The following is a 13,444-nucleotide window of genomic DNA, read 5'->3' on the forward strand; positions in this document are numbered from 1 at the left end:
GTTCTCCTCAGGCTGCGACACGTTGGGAGGCGACCGGCTGCAGCACCAGCTCGCCCTTTAGGATCTCCTCGGCGAACATCTCGGCGGTGCGCGCCGCGGCGGCGGTCATGATGTCGAGGTTGCCGGCGTACTTCGGCAGGTAGTCGCCGAGCCCTTCGACCTCGAGGAAGACCGACACGCGATTGCCATCGAAGACCGGCCCGTTCACGAGGCGATAGCCCGGCACGTACTTCTGCACCTCCGCGATCATCGCGTGGATGGATGCGGTGATCGCCGCCTGGTCGGGTTCGGCCTCGGTGAGGCAATGCACGGTGTCGCGCATCATCAGGGGCGGCTCGGCCGGGTTGATGACGACGATGGCCTTGCCCTTCTTCGCGCCACCGACGCGTTCGACCGCGGCCGCCGTGGTGCGCGTGAACTCGTCGATGTTCTTGCGCGTACCCGGACCGATCGACCGCGAAGACACCGTCGCGATGATTTCGCCGTAGGCCACCGGCTGCACCCGCGAAATTGCCGCCACCATCGGGATCGTCGCCTGCCCGCCGCAGGTCACCATGTTCACGTTCATCTCGCGCTTGCCCACATGCCCCGCCAGATTCACCGGCGGCACGCAGTAGGGGCCGATCGCCGCGGGCGTGAGATCGATCATCAGCACGCCCAGCTCGTTCAACTTGCGGCTGTTCTCGGCATGCACGTAGGCGCTGGTCGCGTCGAAGGCGATCTGGATGTTGTCCGCCACCACGTGGGGCAGCAGGCCATCGACGCCGTCGGCGGTTGTCTTCAGGCCCATTTCTCGTGCCCGCACCAGGCCATCCGAATCGGGGTCGATGCCGACCATCCACACCGGCTCCAGCACCGGGCTGCGTTGCAGCTTGTACAGCAGATCGGTGCCGATGTTGCCCGGCCCGATCAGTGCACATCGGATCTTTTTCATTATCTTGTCCTTATTGGATTCTCTGTTGGGGTGGCGCAGCGCACGCGGCGCGGAGGAGGAGAGCGATGGGTTTCGCGCCGCGTGACTGCAACCGGAAAAGCTATGCAAAAGAGATCGAGCAGCCGCCCAGCCCCTCGATCCGCATCGTGAAACGGTCACCTGCGACAACCGGCACCAGCGGCGCGAGCGAACCCGACAGGATCAGCTCGCCCTTGCGGAAGGGGATGCCGAACTCGCCCAGCGTGTTCGCGAGCCACGCGACGGCCTCCGCAGGGTGGCCCTGCACCGCAGAACCGAAGCCGCTGCCCGCCGCCTCGCCGTTGCGGAACATTTCCATGTGCAGCGCGGCCAGATCCAGCCCGCGCGGGTCGACGTGTTCCCGTCCGACGACGAACACGCCACAGGACGCGTTATCGGCGACGGTGTCCTGGATCCGGATCTTCCAGTCGTCGATGCGCGAATCGACGATTTCGAAGCACGGTGCGACCCACTCGGTCGCCGCCAGCACGTCGTCCCGCGTCACGCCGGGTCCGCACAGATCGGACTTCAGCATGAAGGCGATCTCGCCCTCGGCGCGCGGCTGGATCAATCCTGCTTGCGCGAGGCTCACGGTCGCGCCGTCGTCGAGTTGCATCGCGTCGGTCAGGAAACCGAAGTCCGGCTGATGCACGTCCAGCATGTCCTGCACGGGCTTGCTCGTGACGCCGATCTTCTTGCCGATCACGCGCTCGCCTTCGGCCTCGCGCCGCGCGAGTAGCCGCAGCGAGATGCGATACGCATCGGCGACGGACATGCTGTCATGGCGCGAGGTGAGCGGCGTCACGGTGCGCCGACTGCGCAGGGCGGCATGCAATTCGTCGCCCAGGGCTTCGATCAGGTGTGCGTCCATGCTTGTCGTTCTTTTTCGTCTCTGTCGGGATGGGGGTGTGGCGTTCAGCCGGGCCAGACGCTCGATTCGGCGCCGCCGTCGACCTCGATGACCTTGCCGGTCACCCAGCGCGACGCATCCGACGCGAGGTAGAGGGCCGCCGCGGCGATGTCCTCGGTCTCGCCCAGGCTCTGCAGCGGAGTGTTCTTGATCATTCCGTCGCGCATCTCTACGGGCAGCACGCGATTGAGCGCATCGGTGAGAATCGGTCCCGGCGCGATCGCGTTCACGCGCACCTGGGGCGCGAAATCCTGTGCGAGCAGCCGGGTCAGCTGCGTCAGCGCAGCCTTGGCGGTGCCATAAGCGCTGAAGTGCGGCTGCGCATAGCGCGCGGCGCCGGAGGTAATGTTGATGATGTTTCCGCCACCAGCCTCGCGCATCAGCGGCACGCACAATTGGCTCAGCGCATAGGCCGAACTCACGTTGAAGCGGAACACGTCCTCGAACTGCTCGGGCGTCATCTTCAGCGGGTGGTTCGGTCCCGCGCCGCCCGCGTTATTCACGAGATGCGTCACGCGGCCGAACGTCTCCTGCGCCGCGGCCACGAGGGCGGCCCGCCTTGAAGCGTCATTCACGTCGCAGGACACCGCGAGCGCCTGCCGCCCCATCGTGCGCACTTCGGCTGCAACAGCCTCGACGTCGACGAGCGTGCGCGCGGCGCACACCACGTCTGCCCCGCGCTCCGCGAAGGCCAGCGCGATCGCACGCCCAATGCCCCGTCCCGCGCCCGTCACCACTGCGACGCGGCCTTCCATGCTGAAGCGATCGATGATGCCCATGAAATCTCCCGTTGATTGGATCGAACGGGCCCGCTCAGCGCGGCGCCCACAAATCAGGCAGGCCCGGATCGGTCACAGCGACCAGGCGCTTGAGCATCAGCTTGAGCGCCATCACGTCGCCCACCCCCAGCTTGTCGGCAAGGTTGTCCTCCTGGGCCTTCGCCAGCGCAATCTGGCGTAGCGCAACCTCGCGCCCATCCGCGGTCAGCACGTAGCGGTTTTGCCGGCCGCGGCGCTCGCAGGCCACGAAGCGCCGCTCCTCGAGCTGCGCCATCGTCTCGGCGTTCGCCTCGATGCCGGTATAGCTCACGAACGCGTTGAGCTCGTCGAGCGTCAGGTCGTCGCGGATGCACAGCACCGACAGCAGGAAGAAATTCCCCTCGTCCAGCGCGTCACCCGCAAGCATGCGGCGCAGCCCATACAACATCTGGTAATGCGCGCGCCCGAGCAGATAACCGAGCAGATCCTCGGTGTAGCTGCATTCGGGCGGCGGCGGCGCGGCGAGACGCAGTTCGCTGCGCGGCTTGCGCGCGGCCAGCGCGTACTGCCCGGCCTGATACACCAGCGGCGGCTCCGGGCTGCGGTCGTAGGCGCGTACCTCGCCGACGAAGATCACGTGATCGCCGCCCTCGTAGCTGAACGCAGTGCGACACTGGAACCGCGCCGTGCAACCGGGCAACAGCGGCGCATCGCTGATCCCCTCGTCGAGCGCGATGCCACCGAACTTGTCCTCGCCCTGCGACGCGAAGCGGCCCGACAGGCCCTCCTGCGCCGCCGACAACACATGCACGTTCCAGTGCTCATTCGTCGAGAACGCCTCCAGGCTGCGCGCGTTCTTCGCGAGGCTCCACAGCACCAGCGGCGGATTGAGCGAAACCGAATTGAAGCTGTTGGCCGTGACACCCACCGGCGCCCCATCCGTGCCACGCGTCGTGATGATCGTGACCCCGGTCGTGAAGGTGCCGAGCGCGGCACGGAACGCCTGCGGATCAAAGCTCGCTTGTGACGTCATCGGGGGGCCTCCGGAAACAGGGAACATGGCCGAAGTATCAAAGTTGGCCAAGCCTGCAACATCGTCCCAACGGACTAACAGCGAAACCGCAGGATGCAAGCCCCTCCAACGGTGCGAATGCCGCGCCGCCGGTCGCGATGACAGAGAGAAAAGGAGGAAGCGTTAGCGCGGGGGATGCGCGTAATCGCCGGGCGCGAACACGTAGCCATCCATCAGCCGCCGCGCACTGCGGCTCATCGTGGCCCGCGCGACCCGCCACTCCCCCTCGACGCATGCGGCCGCAGCGCCCACCGTCAGACGCCCCGACGGATGGCCGACGCAAATTTCGCCGCGCGGCCCGTCAGCGCCGAACAAGCGCGACACCACCGTCCCCGGAATGGCTGCCGCAACGGCCAGGGCAATCGCGCCGGTGCCGGTCATCGCATGATGCAGTTTGCCCATCGACAGGATGCGCGCGCACAGGTCGATGGCTTCGGCCTCCACCCGCCGCCCGTTCGAAGCGGTGAAGGCTGATGCCGGCGCAACGAAGGCGAGTTTGGGCGTGTGCGGACGGCCTTCCGTCGCCTCGCCCGCGGTGCGGGCCAGACCCATCGCCACCGCCCCGAAAGCGCGCAAGGACTCGCAGCGCGCGAGCACCGCCGCGTCCTGGTTGATCTCGGGTTGAAGCTCCGTCCCGCGAAAGCCCAGCGCCGCCGCATCCACGAAAATGGTCGGATTGCCCGCATTGATCAAGGTCGCCTCGATCCGCCCCAGTCCCGGCACCTCGAGCACATCGATCGGACGCCCGGACGGAAACATGGCTCCGCCTTCGCTGCCCTCCTCCGCCGCGGGATCGAGGAATTCGAGCCGGATCTCCGCCGCCGGGAAGCTCACGCCATCCAGCTCGAAGTCACCCATCTCCTGCACCTCGCCCCCCTGCATCGGCACGTGCGCGATGATCTTCTTGCCGATATTCGCCTGCCAGATCCGCACCACGGCCCGCCCCTCGGCGGGCGCATCGACCAGGCCGCGCGAAATGGCGAAGGGCGCGACGGCCGCGGTCAGATTGCCGCAGTTTCCGCTCCAGTCGATCACGGGGCGCTCAACCGACACGGCGCCGAACCAGTAGTCGACATCGCAATCCGCACGGCGGCTGCGGCGTACCAGAACGACCTTGCTGGTGCTGGAGGTGGCGCCCCCCATGCCATCGATCTGCTTGCCATAGGGATCCGGGCTGCCAACGACCCGCATCAACAGCGCGTCGCGCAGCGCGGGGTCGTCCCGCACCGTCTCGGGGAGATCCTCGGGGGTGAAGAACACCCCCTTGCTGGTGCCGCCGCGCATGTACGTGGCGCGCACGGCAATCTGACGGGACGACCGGTTCATAAGGCAGCCTGAACGAAGGTGAGCAAAATTGTGCGCCCGCGTGGAAGGGCGGAACCAAGCCTATCCGGACCCCTCGCGCAGTGGCAAGAGAATCGCCCGTCCGGGCACTCGGTATAATCGCCCCCAATCAATACGGATGAGTATGGAACATGTTCGACTGGAGAGCCTACGAAGACAGCATCTACGCGTTCGATGCCGGCTATGTGCGCCCGATTCTCGCGGCCATTCACCTGATCGTCGACAACCGCCGGGTGGCGCTGGTGGATACGGGCAGCAACGACTCACTACCCAATGTGCTGGCGGCCCTCGACAAGCTGGGCCTCACCCGCGAAGCCGTCGACTACATCATCCTCAGCCACATCCACCTCGACCATGCTGGCGGCGCCGGCACGCTGATGCGGGCTTTGCCGCAGGCCAAGCTGGTGGTGCATCCACGCGGGTCGCGCCACATGGCCGAACCGTCCAGGCTGGTCGCGGGAGTCACGGCGGTGTATGGCAAGGACTACGTCGACACGGTCTACGGTGACATCCTGCCGATTCCGGCCGATCGCATCATCGACGCGCACGACGGACTGGTACTGCCGCTGGGCGGGCGCGAACTGCTCTGCATCGATACCCCGGGGCACGCCAAACACCACATTTGCGTCGTCGATCGTCAGGCCCAGGCCATCTTCAGCGGGGACATGTTCGGCATTTCCTACCGCGAATTCGACGTCGACGGCCGCCAGTTCATCCTGCCGACGACCTCGCCGACCCAGTTCGATCCGGCCGAGATGCACGCGTCGATCGACCGTCTGACGAGCTTCGCGCCCCGCTTCATGTACCTGACGCATTACGCGCAGCTGCATGACGTGCCCGCGCAGGCCGACGCACTGCGCCGACGCCTCGACCAGTTCGTCGCGATCGCCCTCGCCCACGGCGCGGACGGCGATGGCCGCCACGCGACAATCAAGGAAGCCATCACCGACTACATGATCGGCGAGCTGCGCGCACACGGTTGCACGCTGCCCGAGGACGAAATTGTTACGGTATTGGCGACCGACCTCGAACTGAACGCGCAGGGGCTCGCCCACTGGTTCGATCACCGCGAAGGCGTGAAAAGCTTGCGTTAAACTGTACAATATCCTGTGCATTTTGCGCGGCTCAGGAGGCCATCATGGCTATTTCCGCAAGCGACGTCGTCCCGCTCTCGCACGCCCGGGCCAACTTTTCCGAACTGGCGGAAGAGGTCAAGGGCGGCGCCGAGAAGATCATCACCAAGAACGGCGAGAGCTACGTCGCCCTGATCGACGCCAACCGTCTGGACTATTACCACCAGCTGGAGCGTGAGCGGATTCATCTGCTGCTGATCGACGAGGCCGCCATGGGACTCGACGATGTGGCCGCCGGCAAGGTGACGGACGCCCGCAACACGATTCAATCCATCAAGCGCCGTCGCAGCGTCTGAGTGGCGACGGATCTGCCTGTGGCAAGAAAACCGGCCGTCAAACTCACCGCAAACTTCGAGCGCAACCTCGAAGACATCGAACGCTTCCTGACCGAAGCGGAGGTACCGCAAGCCTTCGACAGCTTGCTGGACGAACTGCTTGAAACGGTGATTCCCAACCTCGAGCGCTACCCGGCAATGGGGCGATCGTTCCTGACCCGTCAGCCACGCTCTGTGGAAGCCACCAACGCGCTGGCAAGGCTCCGTGCAAAATTGTCGGCACTGACAGCCGATATGGGCGCCCTCCGCGAATACGTCCTCAAGGACTACCTGCTGCTCTACGCTCAGACGGAAGGGACGATCTACCTGCTGGCGATCCGACACCAGCGACAACTTTCGTTCGACTTTGCAGGGCACTGGACTCGGTAGCCCAAAGCCGTCGTGCTGACCGTCCGGATATCCAGCGCGAGGGAAGGACTCACTCCGCCATGGTCCGATCGGACGAGGCCGGCCCTCGCCGTGGGGTGATAGTGTTGCGTCCAAAGCGCAAGCCGCATTCCGCCGCGCGACACTTCTCCGACAACCCACCGGAACCGCCCACGTCATGACATCCACGGTAAGCACAGTCGCTGGTCTGAACGAAATGCTCGCGCAGCAGAAAACCGCCTTCGTGGCCGCCGGCCCGGTCGGTGCGGAAGAGCGCCGGGCGCGCATCCAGGCCGTGATCGACCTCCTCGTGAAGCATCACGAACCCCTCGTCGCTGCGATGGAAGCGGACTTCGGCAACCGGCCCAAGGGCTTCTCGCTGATGAACGACGTGCTCGGCTCGCTGACATCGCTGAAACATGCGCGCGACCACCTCGAAGCCTGGATGCAATCCGAGAAGCGCCAGCCCTTCACCCCCTACGATCACTTCGGCGGCGAAGCCTGGGTGATGTACCAGCCGAAGGGCTCGGTGGGCATCATCGGCACCTGGAACGCACCCCTGTTCACGCTGCTGAGCCCGCTCGCTTACGTGCTTGCGGCGGGCAACCGCGCCATCCTCAAGCCTTCCGAGATCACCCCGCGCACCGCGGCAGCGGTCGCCGAAGCCTTCGCGGGCCTGATCGACCCGGCCATCGTCGGCGTCGTCACCGGCGGGCCGGACATCGGCGAAGCCTTCAGCCGCCAGCCCTTCGACCATCTCGTATTCACCGGCAGCACCGCCATCGGCCGCGAAGTGATGCGCAACGCCGCCGAGAACCTCGTGCCGGTCACGCTCGAACTCGGCGGCAAGTCGCCGACCATCGTCGCACGCAGCGCCGACCTCGCCACCGCCGCCTTCCGCATCGCCGCCGCGAAAGCCTCCAACGGTGGCCAGCTGTGCGTGAACCCCGATGTGATCTACGCGCCGCGCGAACAGCTGGAAGACTTCGTCGGCGCGCTCAAGTCCGCCTACGCCTCCCTGTTCCCCACGGTCGCCGGCAATGCGGACGTCGTCGCGGTCGTCAACGCGCGCCATCTCGCCCGCGTCGAAGCCTACGTGGACGAAGCCGCCGCCGCCGGCGCGCGCGTCGAGACCACGCCCGCGCCGACACCCGCCGACCCCGAGGACCGCCGCCGCCCCCTGCGCATCGTCATCGACCCACCGCGCAGCTGCCGCATCATGCAGGAAGAGATCTTCGGCCCCGCCGTGGTCGTGCTGCCCTACGAGGACATCGACGCGGTCATCGCCGACATCAACGCCCGCCCCCGCCCGCTCGCGCTGTATTACTTCGGTGAGGACGCGGCCGAGCAGCAGCGCGTGCTCGAACACACCCTCTCGGGCGGCGTCACGATCAACGAAGCGATGTTCCACGCCGCGATGCAGGACGCTCCCTTCGGCGGCGTCGGCGCCTCGGGCATGGGGCACTACCATGGCCGCGAGGGCTTCATCGAGTTCAGCCACGTGCGCACCGTGTTCAAGGCGCCGGCCTACGACCCGCGGCGCGAGTGGGGCACGCTGCCGCCCTACCCCGAGCATTTCCTCGCCGCGATGCAGTCCCAGGTCACTCCCTGACAGAGCACCGCACCAACCCGACACTGGAGGATTCCCGATGGCACCCGAGACCGACCTCGCAAGCCGCTTCGCCGCCTCCGGTCTCGGCGTCCCCGAATACGACCACCTCATCCGGCTCGTCTACGAAGGCGTCACCGAGACGGTGCCCTGGACGCGGCTGCTCGAAGCCCTTCGCCAGCGCCTCGAAGCCAACTACGTGTCGCTGATCCTGCGCCCGCCCACGCCCGAGCAGCAGTGGCGCGTCGTCTTCGCCGGCGAAGCCCAGCCGACGATCGCCTCCACGTACGAAACCTTCTTCTACGCGATGGACCCCTTCGTCAATCTGCCTGCCGACCGCATGGTCACGGTCGACGAAGTGATCAACGAGGCAGACTGGCTCAAGAGCGCCATCTATCAGGAATTCCTCAAGCCGCTCAACATCCGCTACTACATGGGCGCCGACGTGGGCGGCGGCAACGACGCGATCTGCCGCATCCGCGTCAGCCGCCCGATCGGCTCAGTTCCCTTCTCCCAGCACGAGCGCGCGCTGTGCACGCTGCTGCTGCCGCACCTGAAATGCGCCGTGCGCCTGCGCTCCGCGCACGACACCACCGAGGCCGAACGCACGGTCTATGCAGGGGCGTTGGAGCGCCTCGCGATCGGCGCGGTCATCCTCGACAAGAAGAGCCGCGTGCTCAAGACCAACCGCGCCGCCGAGGAGATCCTCGCCGAACGCAACGGCATCAGCGTCGCGCAGGGAGGCCTCCAGGCCTCCTACGGCAGCGAGAACCGCGAGCTGCACCGCCTCATCGAGCAGGCCATCGCGGGCCACGTCGACCGTGGCCCCGGCGTCGTCGGCGCCATGTCCATCACCCGCACCGCCGGCCACGGCAACCTCGGCATTCTCGTCCGCACCGCCCCCCTCACCGAGTGGTCCGAAACCGCCAACCGCCCCGCCGCCGTCGTCGTCATCCGCGACTCCGAATCGCGCGTGCAGGCCTCGCAGGCGCTGATGAAGCGCCTCTACGGCCTGACGCCCGCGGAGTCGACCCTTACGCTCAAGCTGCTGGACGGGCTCACCGTCGACGAAGCGGCCGAAGAGCTATCCATCAGCCGCAACACGGCGCGCTGCCAGCTGCGGGCGATCTTCGCGAAGACGGGGGTGACGCGGCAAACCGAATTGCTGCGACTGCTTCTCGGGGGCGTAATTCCGCTGGCGTGAGTGCGCGGAGCACGAATCGCAGCGTCATGAGCTTGGACCTGCCTCGCTGCAGCAGGCCGACACCCGGTGTGGCACCTCTTTGTGCTCAGAGGCACGATGTGCGCTATCACCGCCCGTAGCGCCCGCTTTATCTTTTGCGATCCAGTTTCGCGTCAGGCATCGGCCTATACTGATCTTGTACCGGCTCGAGTCGGTACTTCTCAGGAGCAGCATCATGGGCAAACAAAGACACAGTACCAAGGAAGAGAAGAAACAAGCTCTCTTGACCCCGAAGGAAAAGCGGGAAGCGAAACACGCGAAGAAGCACGCGAAGGATTACGTGCCGATGATTCCCCATTGAGCGGAAAAGCCTGCGACGCTGGCAGCGTCTTGCACCCAAATTATCGCTTCCTACCCATGAGGCCAGTCGGCCGATGCAGCACTTCGAATATTTGATCCGCAGCGACCTCCACGACATGGCGGAAGACGTCGCCCGCCCTTTCGGAAGCCGGGAACGTGAACGGCAGAAAGCCTACACCGAGGTGGTGGCAGCCGAGCTGAACAAGCTCGGAGTCCTGGGGTGGGAACTGGTGAAGGCGCCCGACGCGCCCACCAACCGCAGCTGGATCTTCAAGCGGCCGATGGCCTGAGCTTCGATTGCCGGCTCCCTGATCCGGGACGCATAGAGCGCCGTCTGCTGAATCCAAGCGACGGACCGTCAAGCCCAGCCCGTCGATACGTGCCGATTGCCCGGACCGTCCGGTGTGGTCCGTCCCCCATTTCTCGCACTATTCCTTTCGCCCTTGCGTGAGCATCACTTTCGACTCACACTTGCATCAACATTGATGCAGCGAGGCGCTCATGAGAACCACCGTTACGATCGATGATGCGCTCTACGAGCGAGCGCTCGAAGTGGCCGAGCCCGGCATGGACAAGGCCGACCTCTTCCGCGAAGCGATCAAGACTTTCGTCAGAGTCCAGTCTGCAAAACGACTGGCAGCCCTTGGCGCCACCGCACAGGACATGCAAGAGATTCCCCGTCGCCGCGAGGACGCTCGACAGTGAAGGGCGTTCTGGTTGACACCTCGGTGTGGATCGACCACTTCCGGCGCCGCAATGCTCCGCTGATCGACCTGCTGGAGCGCGACCTTGTTGTCATACATCCCCTTGTCGTCGGCGAAATCGCATGCGGAACCCCGCCGGACCGCATTCGAACGCTGACGGATCTCGCCAGCTTACAGCACGCGCAACAGGCCAGCGTTCGGGAAGTCATGGCGTTCATTGAACGCGAACGCCTGTTCGGCTTGGGTTGCGGCCTCGTTGACCTGCTCTTGCTGGCATCCACGCTGATGACGCCGGGGCTCGAGCTGTGGACGCTGGACAAGCGACTGAGCGCATTGACGCAGCGATTCGGCGTGATGCATCAGCCCGTCGTTCACTGACCCGTCCCGTAATGCAGTCGGCTGGAACGTGCCGGCGAATCCGCGATCACACTGAAGCTCGACTACCGGGCGACCGTCCGCAGCTCGGCCGAAGGCGTCGTTCGATACTTTGCACTGGTACTGCCGCAACCGACCCCAAGCCGTCATCCGGATTTCCCTGAAGCTGCCGTTCGGGCATGCTGGGCTTCCGTTAGTTTCGCTACCACGAAGCTGCCGTTCGTGATCTGACGCACCCGGCCAATTCCGGCCGGTCATCCCTGCCACGGACCGGTCATTCGGGCGTCTGCTCCGCACTCGACACCTGCTAGACGGCGACCCCGGGGACGCAAATCGCAGGTGGATACACCCTCCGCCGAAGGGCGGCCGCATCGGGCCGCGCCGCGGATGGGCGTGTCAGCCGCGGACGATCAGCAGATCGCAGGGCACCCGATGCATGATCTCGTCTGCGGTGTCGCCCAGCAGCCGGTTCAGGCCGTAGCTGCCCCGCGAGCCGATGACGATGAGATCGGCCCGGACCTCCCGGGCATGGTCGGCCACCCCGTGGGCGACGGACTCGGTGGTGATCGCCACCTGCCGGGCCAGATCGGGGTGCCTCAGCCCGACGGCGAGCCGGGCCAGGGCCTCGGTCCGCAGGTCCTGCTGGAACTGCAGGGGGTCCAGGTTCTCGGGGGTGATGGTGGTCTCGTTCTCCCGATCCTCGGGAAAGTGGGCCATCACGTTGAGCAGGGTGAGCCGGGCGCGGAAGGCGTCGGCGAGCCCCGCGGCCCGCTCCACCGCGGCCCGGCCGTGGTCGGTGAGATCGGTGGCGGCGACGATGTGGGTGTAATCCCGGGGCGGATGGGCGTCGTTGTAGGCATCGGAGCGCACCACCAGGATGTCCCGCCGGGCCTGATGGAGGACGCGGTCGCTGTTGGTGCCCAGCAGGGCCCGCAGCTGTCCATGGACGAAGGAGCCGATCACCACCAGGTCGGCATCGGTCTCGTCGGCGATGTCCACCAGGGCGGTCCAGGGCCGATCATCCACCAGGCGCAGCCCCCGGATGCGCGGCTGGCCGGCCTGCAGGGCCTCCAGCTCGCTGCGGGTCCGCTCCACGACCGCCGGCCGGGCCGTGTCGGGGGAGAGGGGAGAAGGTTTCAGGGCATGGACCATGGTCACGCTGCCGTTGGTCCGCTCCGCGACGTTCACGGCCCTGCGCAGGGCCGGATGGGCGGCGACCTCGATGGCCACGGCGACGACGATCCGTTGGTATCCCTCTGTCTTGGACATGATCGGCCCCCCTGCGATGATCATTCCTTTGGCTCCTTGCCCGGCGGCTAAGTTCCCCCCCGGAGACGGGCGGCGCCCGCCACCCCGTCCGACGGGCAGCTACCAGACGGCCTGGACGATGCTGCATCGGTTTCGGCGGCCCATGGTGCGGCCCGAGCGCGACAAGCTGCGTGGCTTGGTCGAGGTCGACGAGACCTACTTGGCCATCGCAGAGCGGCAGTCCGAGCTGCCGCGCAAGCAGCGAAAGAGCAGGCCCGGGGGGAAAAGGGGTAAGTGGATACCCCATACGTCCGTACAGTCATTGGCGCGATGAAGCAGTTCATGAGAGCGATGGGCCACGCTAGCACATCGTGAACGCTCGGACCGACCCCAGCTGCCGCCATCCGGAAACTGTCCGCTCCACCTCCCGGAGGGGACCGTCGTCAGTCGGGAGCACGACCGTCGCCTTTGGGTCGGGTGGCGACCAACAACTCTTTTGAATCATCGCCGGAAAGCCGCCGTACCGGTCCTGTCCGATCACGGTACTAGCGCGTCTAGCTCCGGAAGCATGACCACGCTTTCCTGCGCGGTTGGCTCATTGCGGACGCCAATAAAGACGGCCGGCGTCTTGCCGCGATTAACAGCAACATGCGGGACCTTGGCCGGGATAAATAGGTAGTCACCTGGGTGCGCAAGCGCCCTGTGTTCAAGTCGATCCCCGGTGAACAACTCTACTTCCTCGCCGCTGAGTAAATAGAACGCAGATTCGTGGAACTCATGGAGATGCGCCCGCGTTCGGCCCTCCGGTGGCAGCGTGACCATACCGAGAAAGACAGCCGTGGAGCCAACCGTCTCTGCACTAATCCCTGGTGCGTACACGGACCCTTGTTTGCTCATGTAACTATCTGAGCCACGGACGACGCTACCCACTTTCTTTTCGGCGGTAGTGAGCATACTTAGTCTCCTGGGAAAGCTTACGGGAATGCCGTCTCAACTACCCGCCGCGGCCATCCGCATTCTATTGATCCAAGAGTTTGGCGGCGGGCGGAGCCTCAACGGCCCGACGGTCCAGAAATGTGCGACAAGGATCCCCGT

The 13,444-nt window shown here is 65.8% G+C and carries 16 protein-coding genes and 1 pseudogene; 10 read left to right on the top strand and 7 right to left on the bottom strand.

Annotated elements, in window-relative coordinates:
- Positions 1–7 precede the first annotated feature (7 nt).
- The 5 genes from F464_RS0122605 to prpF all read right to left on the bottom strand — a co-directional run bounded on the left by F464_RS0122605 (position 8) and on the right by prpF (position 5,018).
- Entirely contained in the window at positions 8–937 is a 930-nt protein-coding gene (locus F464_RS0122605) for an acetaldehyde dehydrogenase (acetylating) (protein WP_269744914.1), read from the bottom strand.
- A gap of 97 nt (positions 938–1,034) precedes the next feature.
- Entirely contained in the window at positions 1,035–1,823 is a 789-nt protein-coding gene (locus F464_RS0122610) for a fumarylacetoacetate hydrolase family protein (protein WP_018992143.1), read from the bottom strand.
- Between the two features lie 44 nt (positions 1,824–1,867).
- Positions 1,868–2,641: a glucose 1-dehydrogenase gene (locus F464_RS0122615; RefSeq protein WP_018992144.1), complete on the bottom strand. Its 774-nt coding sequence runs from the start codon at positions 2,639–2,641 to the stop codon at positions 1,868–1,870.
- Between the two features lie 34 nt (positions 2,642–2,675).
- Entirely contained in the window at positions 2,676–3,653 is a 978-nt protein-coding gene (locus F464_RS0122620) for a flavin reductase family protein (protein WP_018992145.1), read from the bottom strand.
- Between the two features lie 162 nt (positions 3,654–3,815).
- A complete protein-coding gene (prpF, locus tag F464_RS0122625) occupies positions 3,816–5,018 on the bottom strand; it encodes a 2-methylaconitate cis-trans isomerase PrpF (RefSeq protein ID WP_018992146.1) in 1,203 nt (400 codons plus the stop codon).
- A 149-nt stretch (positions 5,019–5,167) separates the two neighbouring features.
- Here prpF and F464_RS0122630 point away from each other — a divergent pair, with 149 nt between their 5' ends.
- The 9 genes from F464_RS0122630 to F464_RS0122670 all read left to right on the top strand — a co-directional run bounded on the left by F464_RS0122630 (position 5,168) and on the right by F464_RS0122670 (position 11,104).
- Positions 5,168–6,130 carry an MBL fold metallo-hydrolase gene (locus F464_RS0122630; RefSeq protein ID WP_018992147.1) on the top strand — a complete coding sequence of 321 codons (963 nt, stop codon included), beginning with the start codon at positions 5,168–5,170 and terminating at the stop codon, positions 6,128–6,130.
- A gap of 44 nt (positions 6,131–6,174) precedes the next feature.
- Positions 6,175–6,465 (top strand): type II toxin-antitoxin system Phd/YefM family antitoxin, encoded by a 291-nt coding sequence (locus F464_RS0122635; protein ID WP_018992148.1) that lies wholly within the window; start codon positions 6,175–6,177, stop codon positions 6,463–6,465.
- Positions 6,466–6,873: a type II toxin-antitoxin system RelE/ParE family toxin gene (locus tag F464_RS0122640; protein WP_018992149.1), complete on the top strand. Its 408-nt coding sequence runs from the start codon at positions 6,466–6,468 to the stop codon at positions 6,871–6,873.
- A 67-nt stretch (positions 6,874–6,940) separates the two neighbouring features.
- A complete protein-coding gene (locus F464_RS0122645) occupies positions 6,941–8,482 on the top strand; it encodes a coniferyl aldehyde dehydrogenase (protein WP_269744915.1) in 1,542 nt (513 codons plus the stop codon).
- A 37-nt stretch (positions 8,483–8,519) separates the two neighbouring features.
- Positions 8,520–9,683, top strand: a complete 1,164-nt coding sequence (locus F464_RS0122650; RefSeq protein ID WP_018992151.1) for a helix-turn-helix transcriptional regulator — start codon at positions 8,520–8,522, stop codon at positions 9,681–9,683.
- Positions 9,684–9,897: 214 nt separating this feature from the next.
- Positions 9,898–10,023 (top strand): hypothetical protein, encoded by a 126-nt coding sequence (locus F464_RS31920; RefSeq protein ID WP_018992152.1) that lies wholly within the window; start codon positions 9,898–9,900, stop codon positions 10,021–10,023.
- 73 nt (positions 10,024–10,096) lie between these two features.
- On the top strand, positions 10,097–10,312 hold the full coding sequence (locus tag F464_RS0122660; RefSeq protein WP_018992153.1) for a hypothetical protein: 216 nt from the start codon (positions 10,097–10,099) through the stop codon (positions 10,310–10,312).
- A gap of 211 nt (positions 10,313–10,523) precedes the next feature.
- Positions 10,524–10,727: a type II toxin-antitoxin system VapB family antitoxin gene (locus tag F464_RS0122665; protein ID WP_018992154.1), complete on the top strand. Its 204-nt coding sequence runs from the start codon at positions 10,524–10,526 to the stop codon at positions 10,725–10,727.
- Positions 10,724–11,104, top strand: coding sequence for a type II toxin-antitoxin system VapC family toxin (locus F464_RS0122670; RefSeq protein WP_018992155.1), 381 nt, complete (start codon positions 10,724–10,726; stop codon positions 11,102–11,104). Before F464_RS0122665 ends, F464_RS0122670 begins: the two co-directional genes overlap by 4 nt.
- 393 nt (positions 11,105–11,497) lie before the next feature.
- Here F464_RS0122670 and F464_RS0122675 read toward each other — a convergent pair whose 3' ends face one another.
- Positions 11,498–12,394, bottom strand: a complete 897-nt coding sequence (locus tag F464_RS0122675) for a universal stress protein (protein WP_018992156.1) — start codon at positions 12,392–12,394, stop codon at positions 11,498–11,500.
- Between the two features lie 70 nt (positions 12,395–12,464).
- Between F464_RS0122675 and F464_RS31160 the strand changes: the two are divergent.
- Positions 12,465–12,620, top strand: a pseudogene (locus F464_RS31160) (IS1595 family transposase); the annotation flags it as partial.
- Positions 12,621–12,886: 266 nt separating this feature from the next.
- Here the strand turns inward: F464_RS31160 and F464_RS0122685 are convergent.
- Positions 12,887–13,303, bottom strand: coding sequence for a cupin domain-containing protein (locus tag F464_RS0122685; protein WP_018991465.1), 417 nt, complete (start codon positions 13,301–13,303; stop codon positions 12,887–12,889).
- Positions 13,304–13,444 lie beyond the last annotated feature (141 nt).

This window comes from Aromatoleum toluclasticum ATCC 700605, from assembly GCF_000378245.1.
Taxonomy (GTDB): domain Bacteria; phylum Pseudomonadota; class Gammaproteobacteria; order Burkholderiales; family Rhodocyclaceae; genus Aromatoleum; species Aromatoleum toluclasticum.

Coding starts and splice junctions, on each gene's coding strand:
- F464_RS0122610 (WP_018992143.1), bottom strand. CDS start 1,823: ATGGACGCACACCTGATCGAAGCCCTGGGCGACGAATTGCATGCCGCC.
- F464_RS0122615 (WP_018992144.1), bottom strand. CDS start 2,641: ATGGGCATCATCGATCGCTTCAGCATGGAAGGCCGCGTCGCAGTGGTG.
- F464_RS0122620 (WP_018992145.1), bottom strand. CDS start 3,653: ATGACGTCACAAGCGAGCTTTGATCCGCAGGCGTTCCGTGCCGCGCTC.
- prpF (WP_018992146.1), bottom strand. CDS start 5,018: ATGAACCGGTCGTCCCGTCAGATTGCCGTGCGCGCCACGTACATGCGC.
- F464_RS0122630 (WP_018992147.1), top strand. CDS start 5,168: ATGTTCGACTGGAGAGCCTACGAAGACAGCATCTACGCGTTCGATGCC.
- F464_RS0122635 (WP_018992148.1), top strand. CDS start 6,175: ATGGCTATTTCCGCAAGCGACGTCGTCCCGCTCTCGCACGCCCGGGCC.
- F464_RS0122650 (WP_018992151.1), top strand. CDS start 8,520: ATGGCACCCGAGACCGACCTCGCAAGCCGCTTCGCCGCCTCCGGTCTC.
- F464_RS31920 (WP_018992152.1), top strand. CDS start 9,898: ATGGGCAAACAAAGACACAGTACCAAGGAAGAGAAGAAACAAGCTCTC.
- F464_RS0122660 (WP_018992153.1), top strand. CDS start 10,097: ATGCAGCACTTCGAATATTTGATCCGCAGCGACCTCCACGACATGGCG.
- F464_RS0122665 (WP_018992154.1), top strand. CDS start 10,524: ATGAGAACCACCGTTACGATCGATGATGCGCTCTACGAGCGAGCGCTC.
- F464_RS0122675 (WP_018992156.1), bottom strand. CDS start 12,394: ATGATCATCGCAGGGGGGCCGATCATGTCCAAGACAGAGGGATACCAA.
- F464_RS0122685 (WP_018991465.1), bottom strand. CDS start 13,303: ATGCTCACTACCGCCGAAAAGAAAGTGGGTAGCGTCGTCCGTGGCTCA.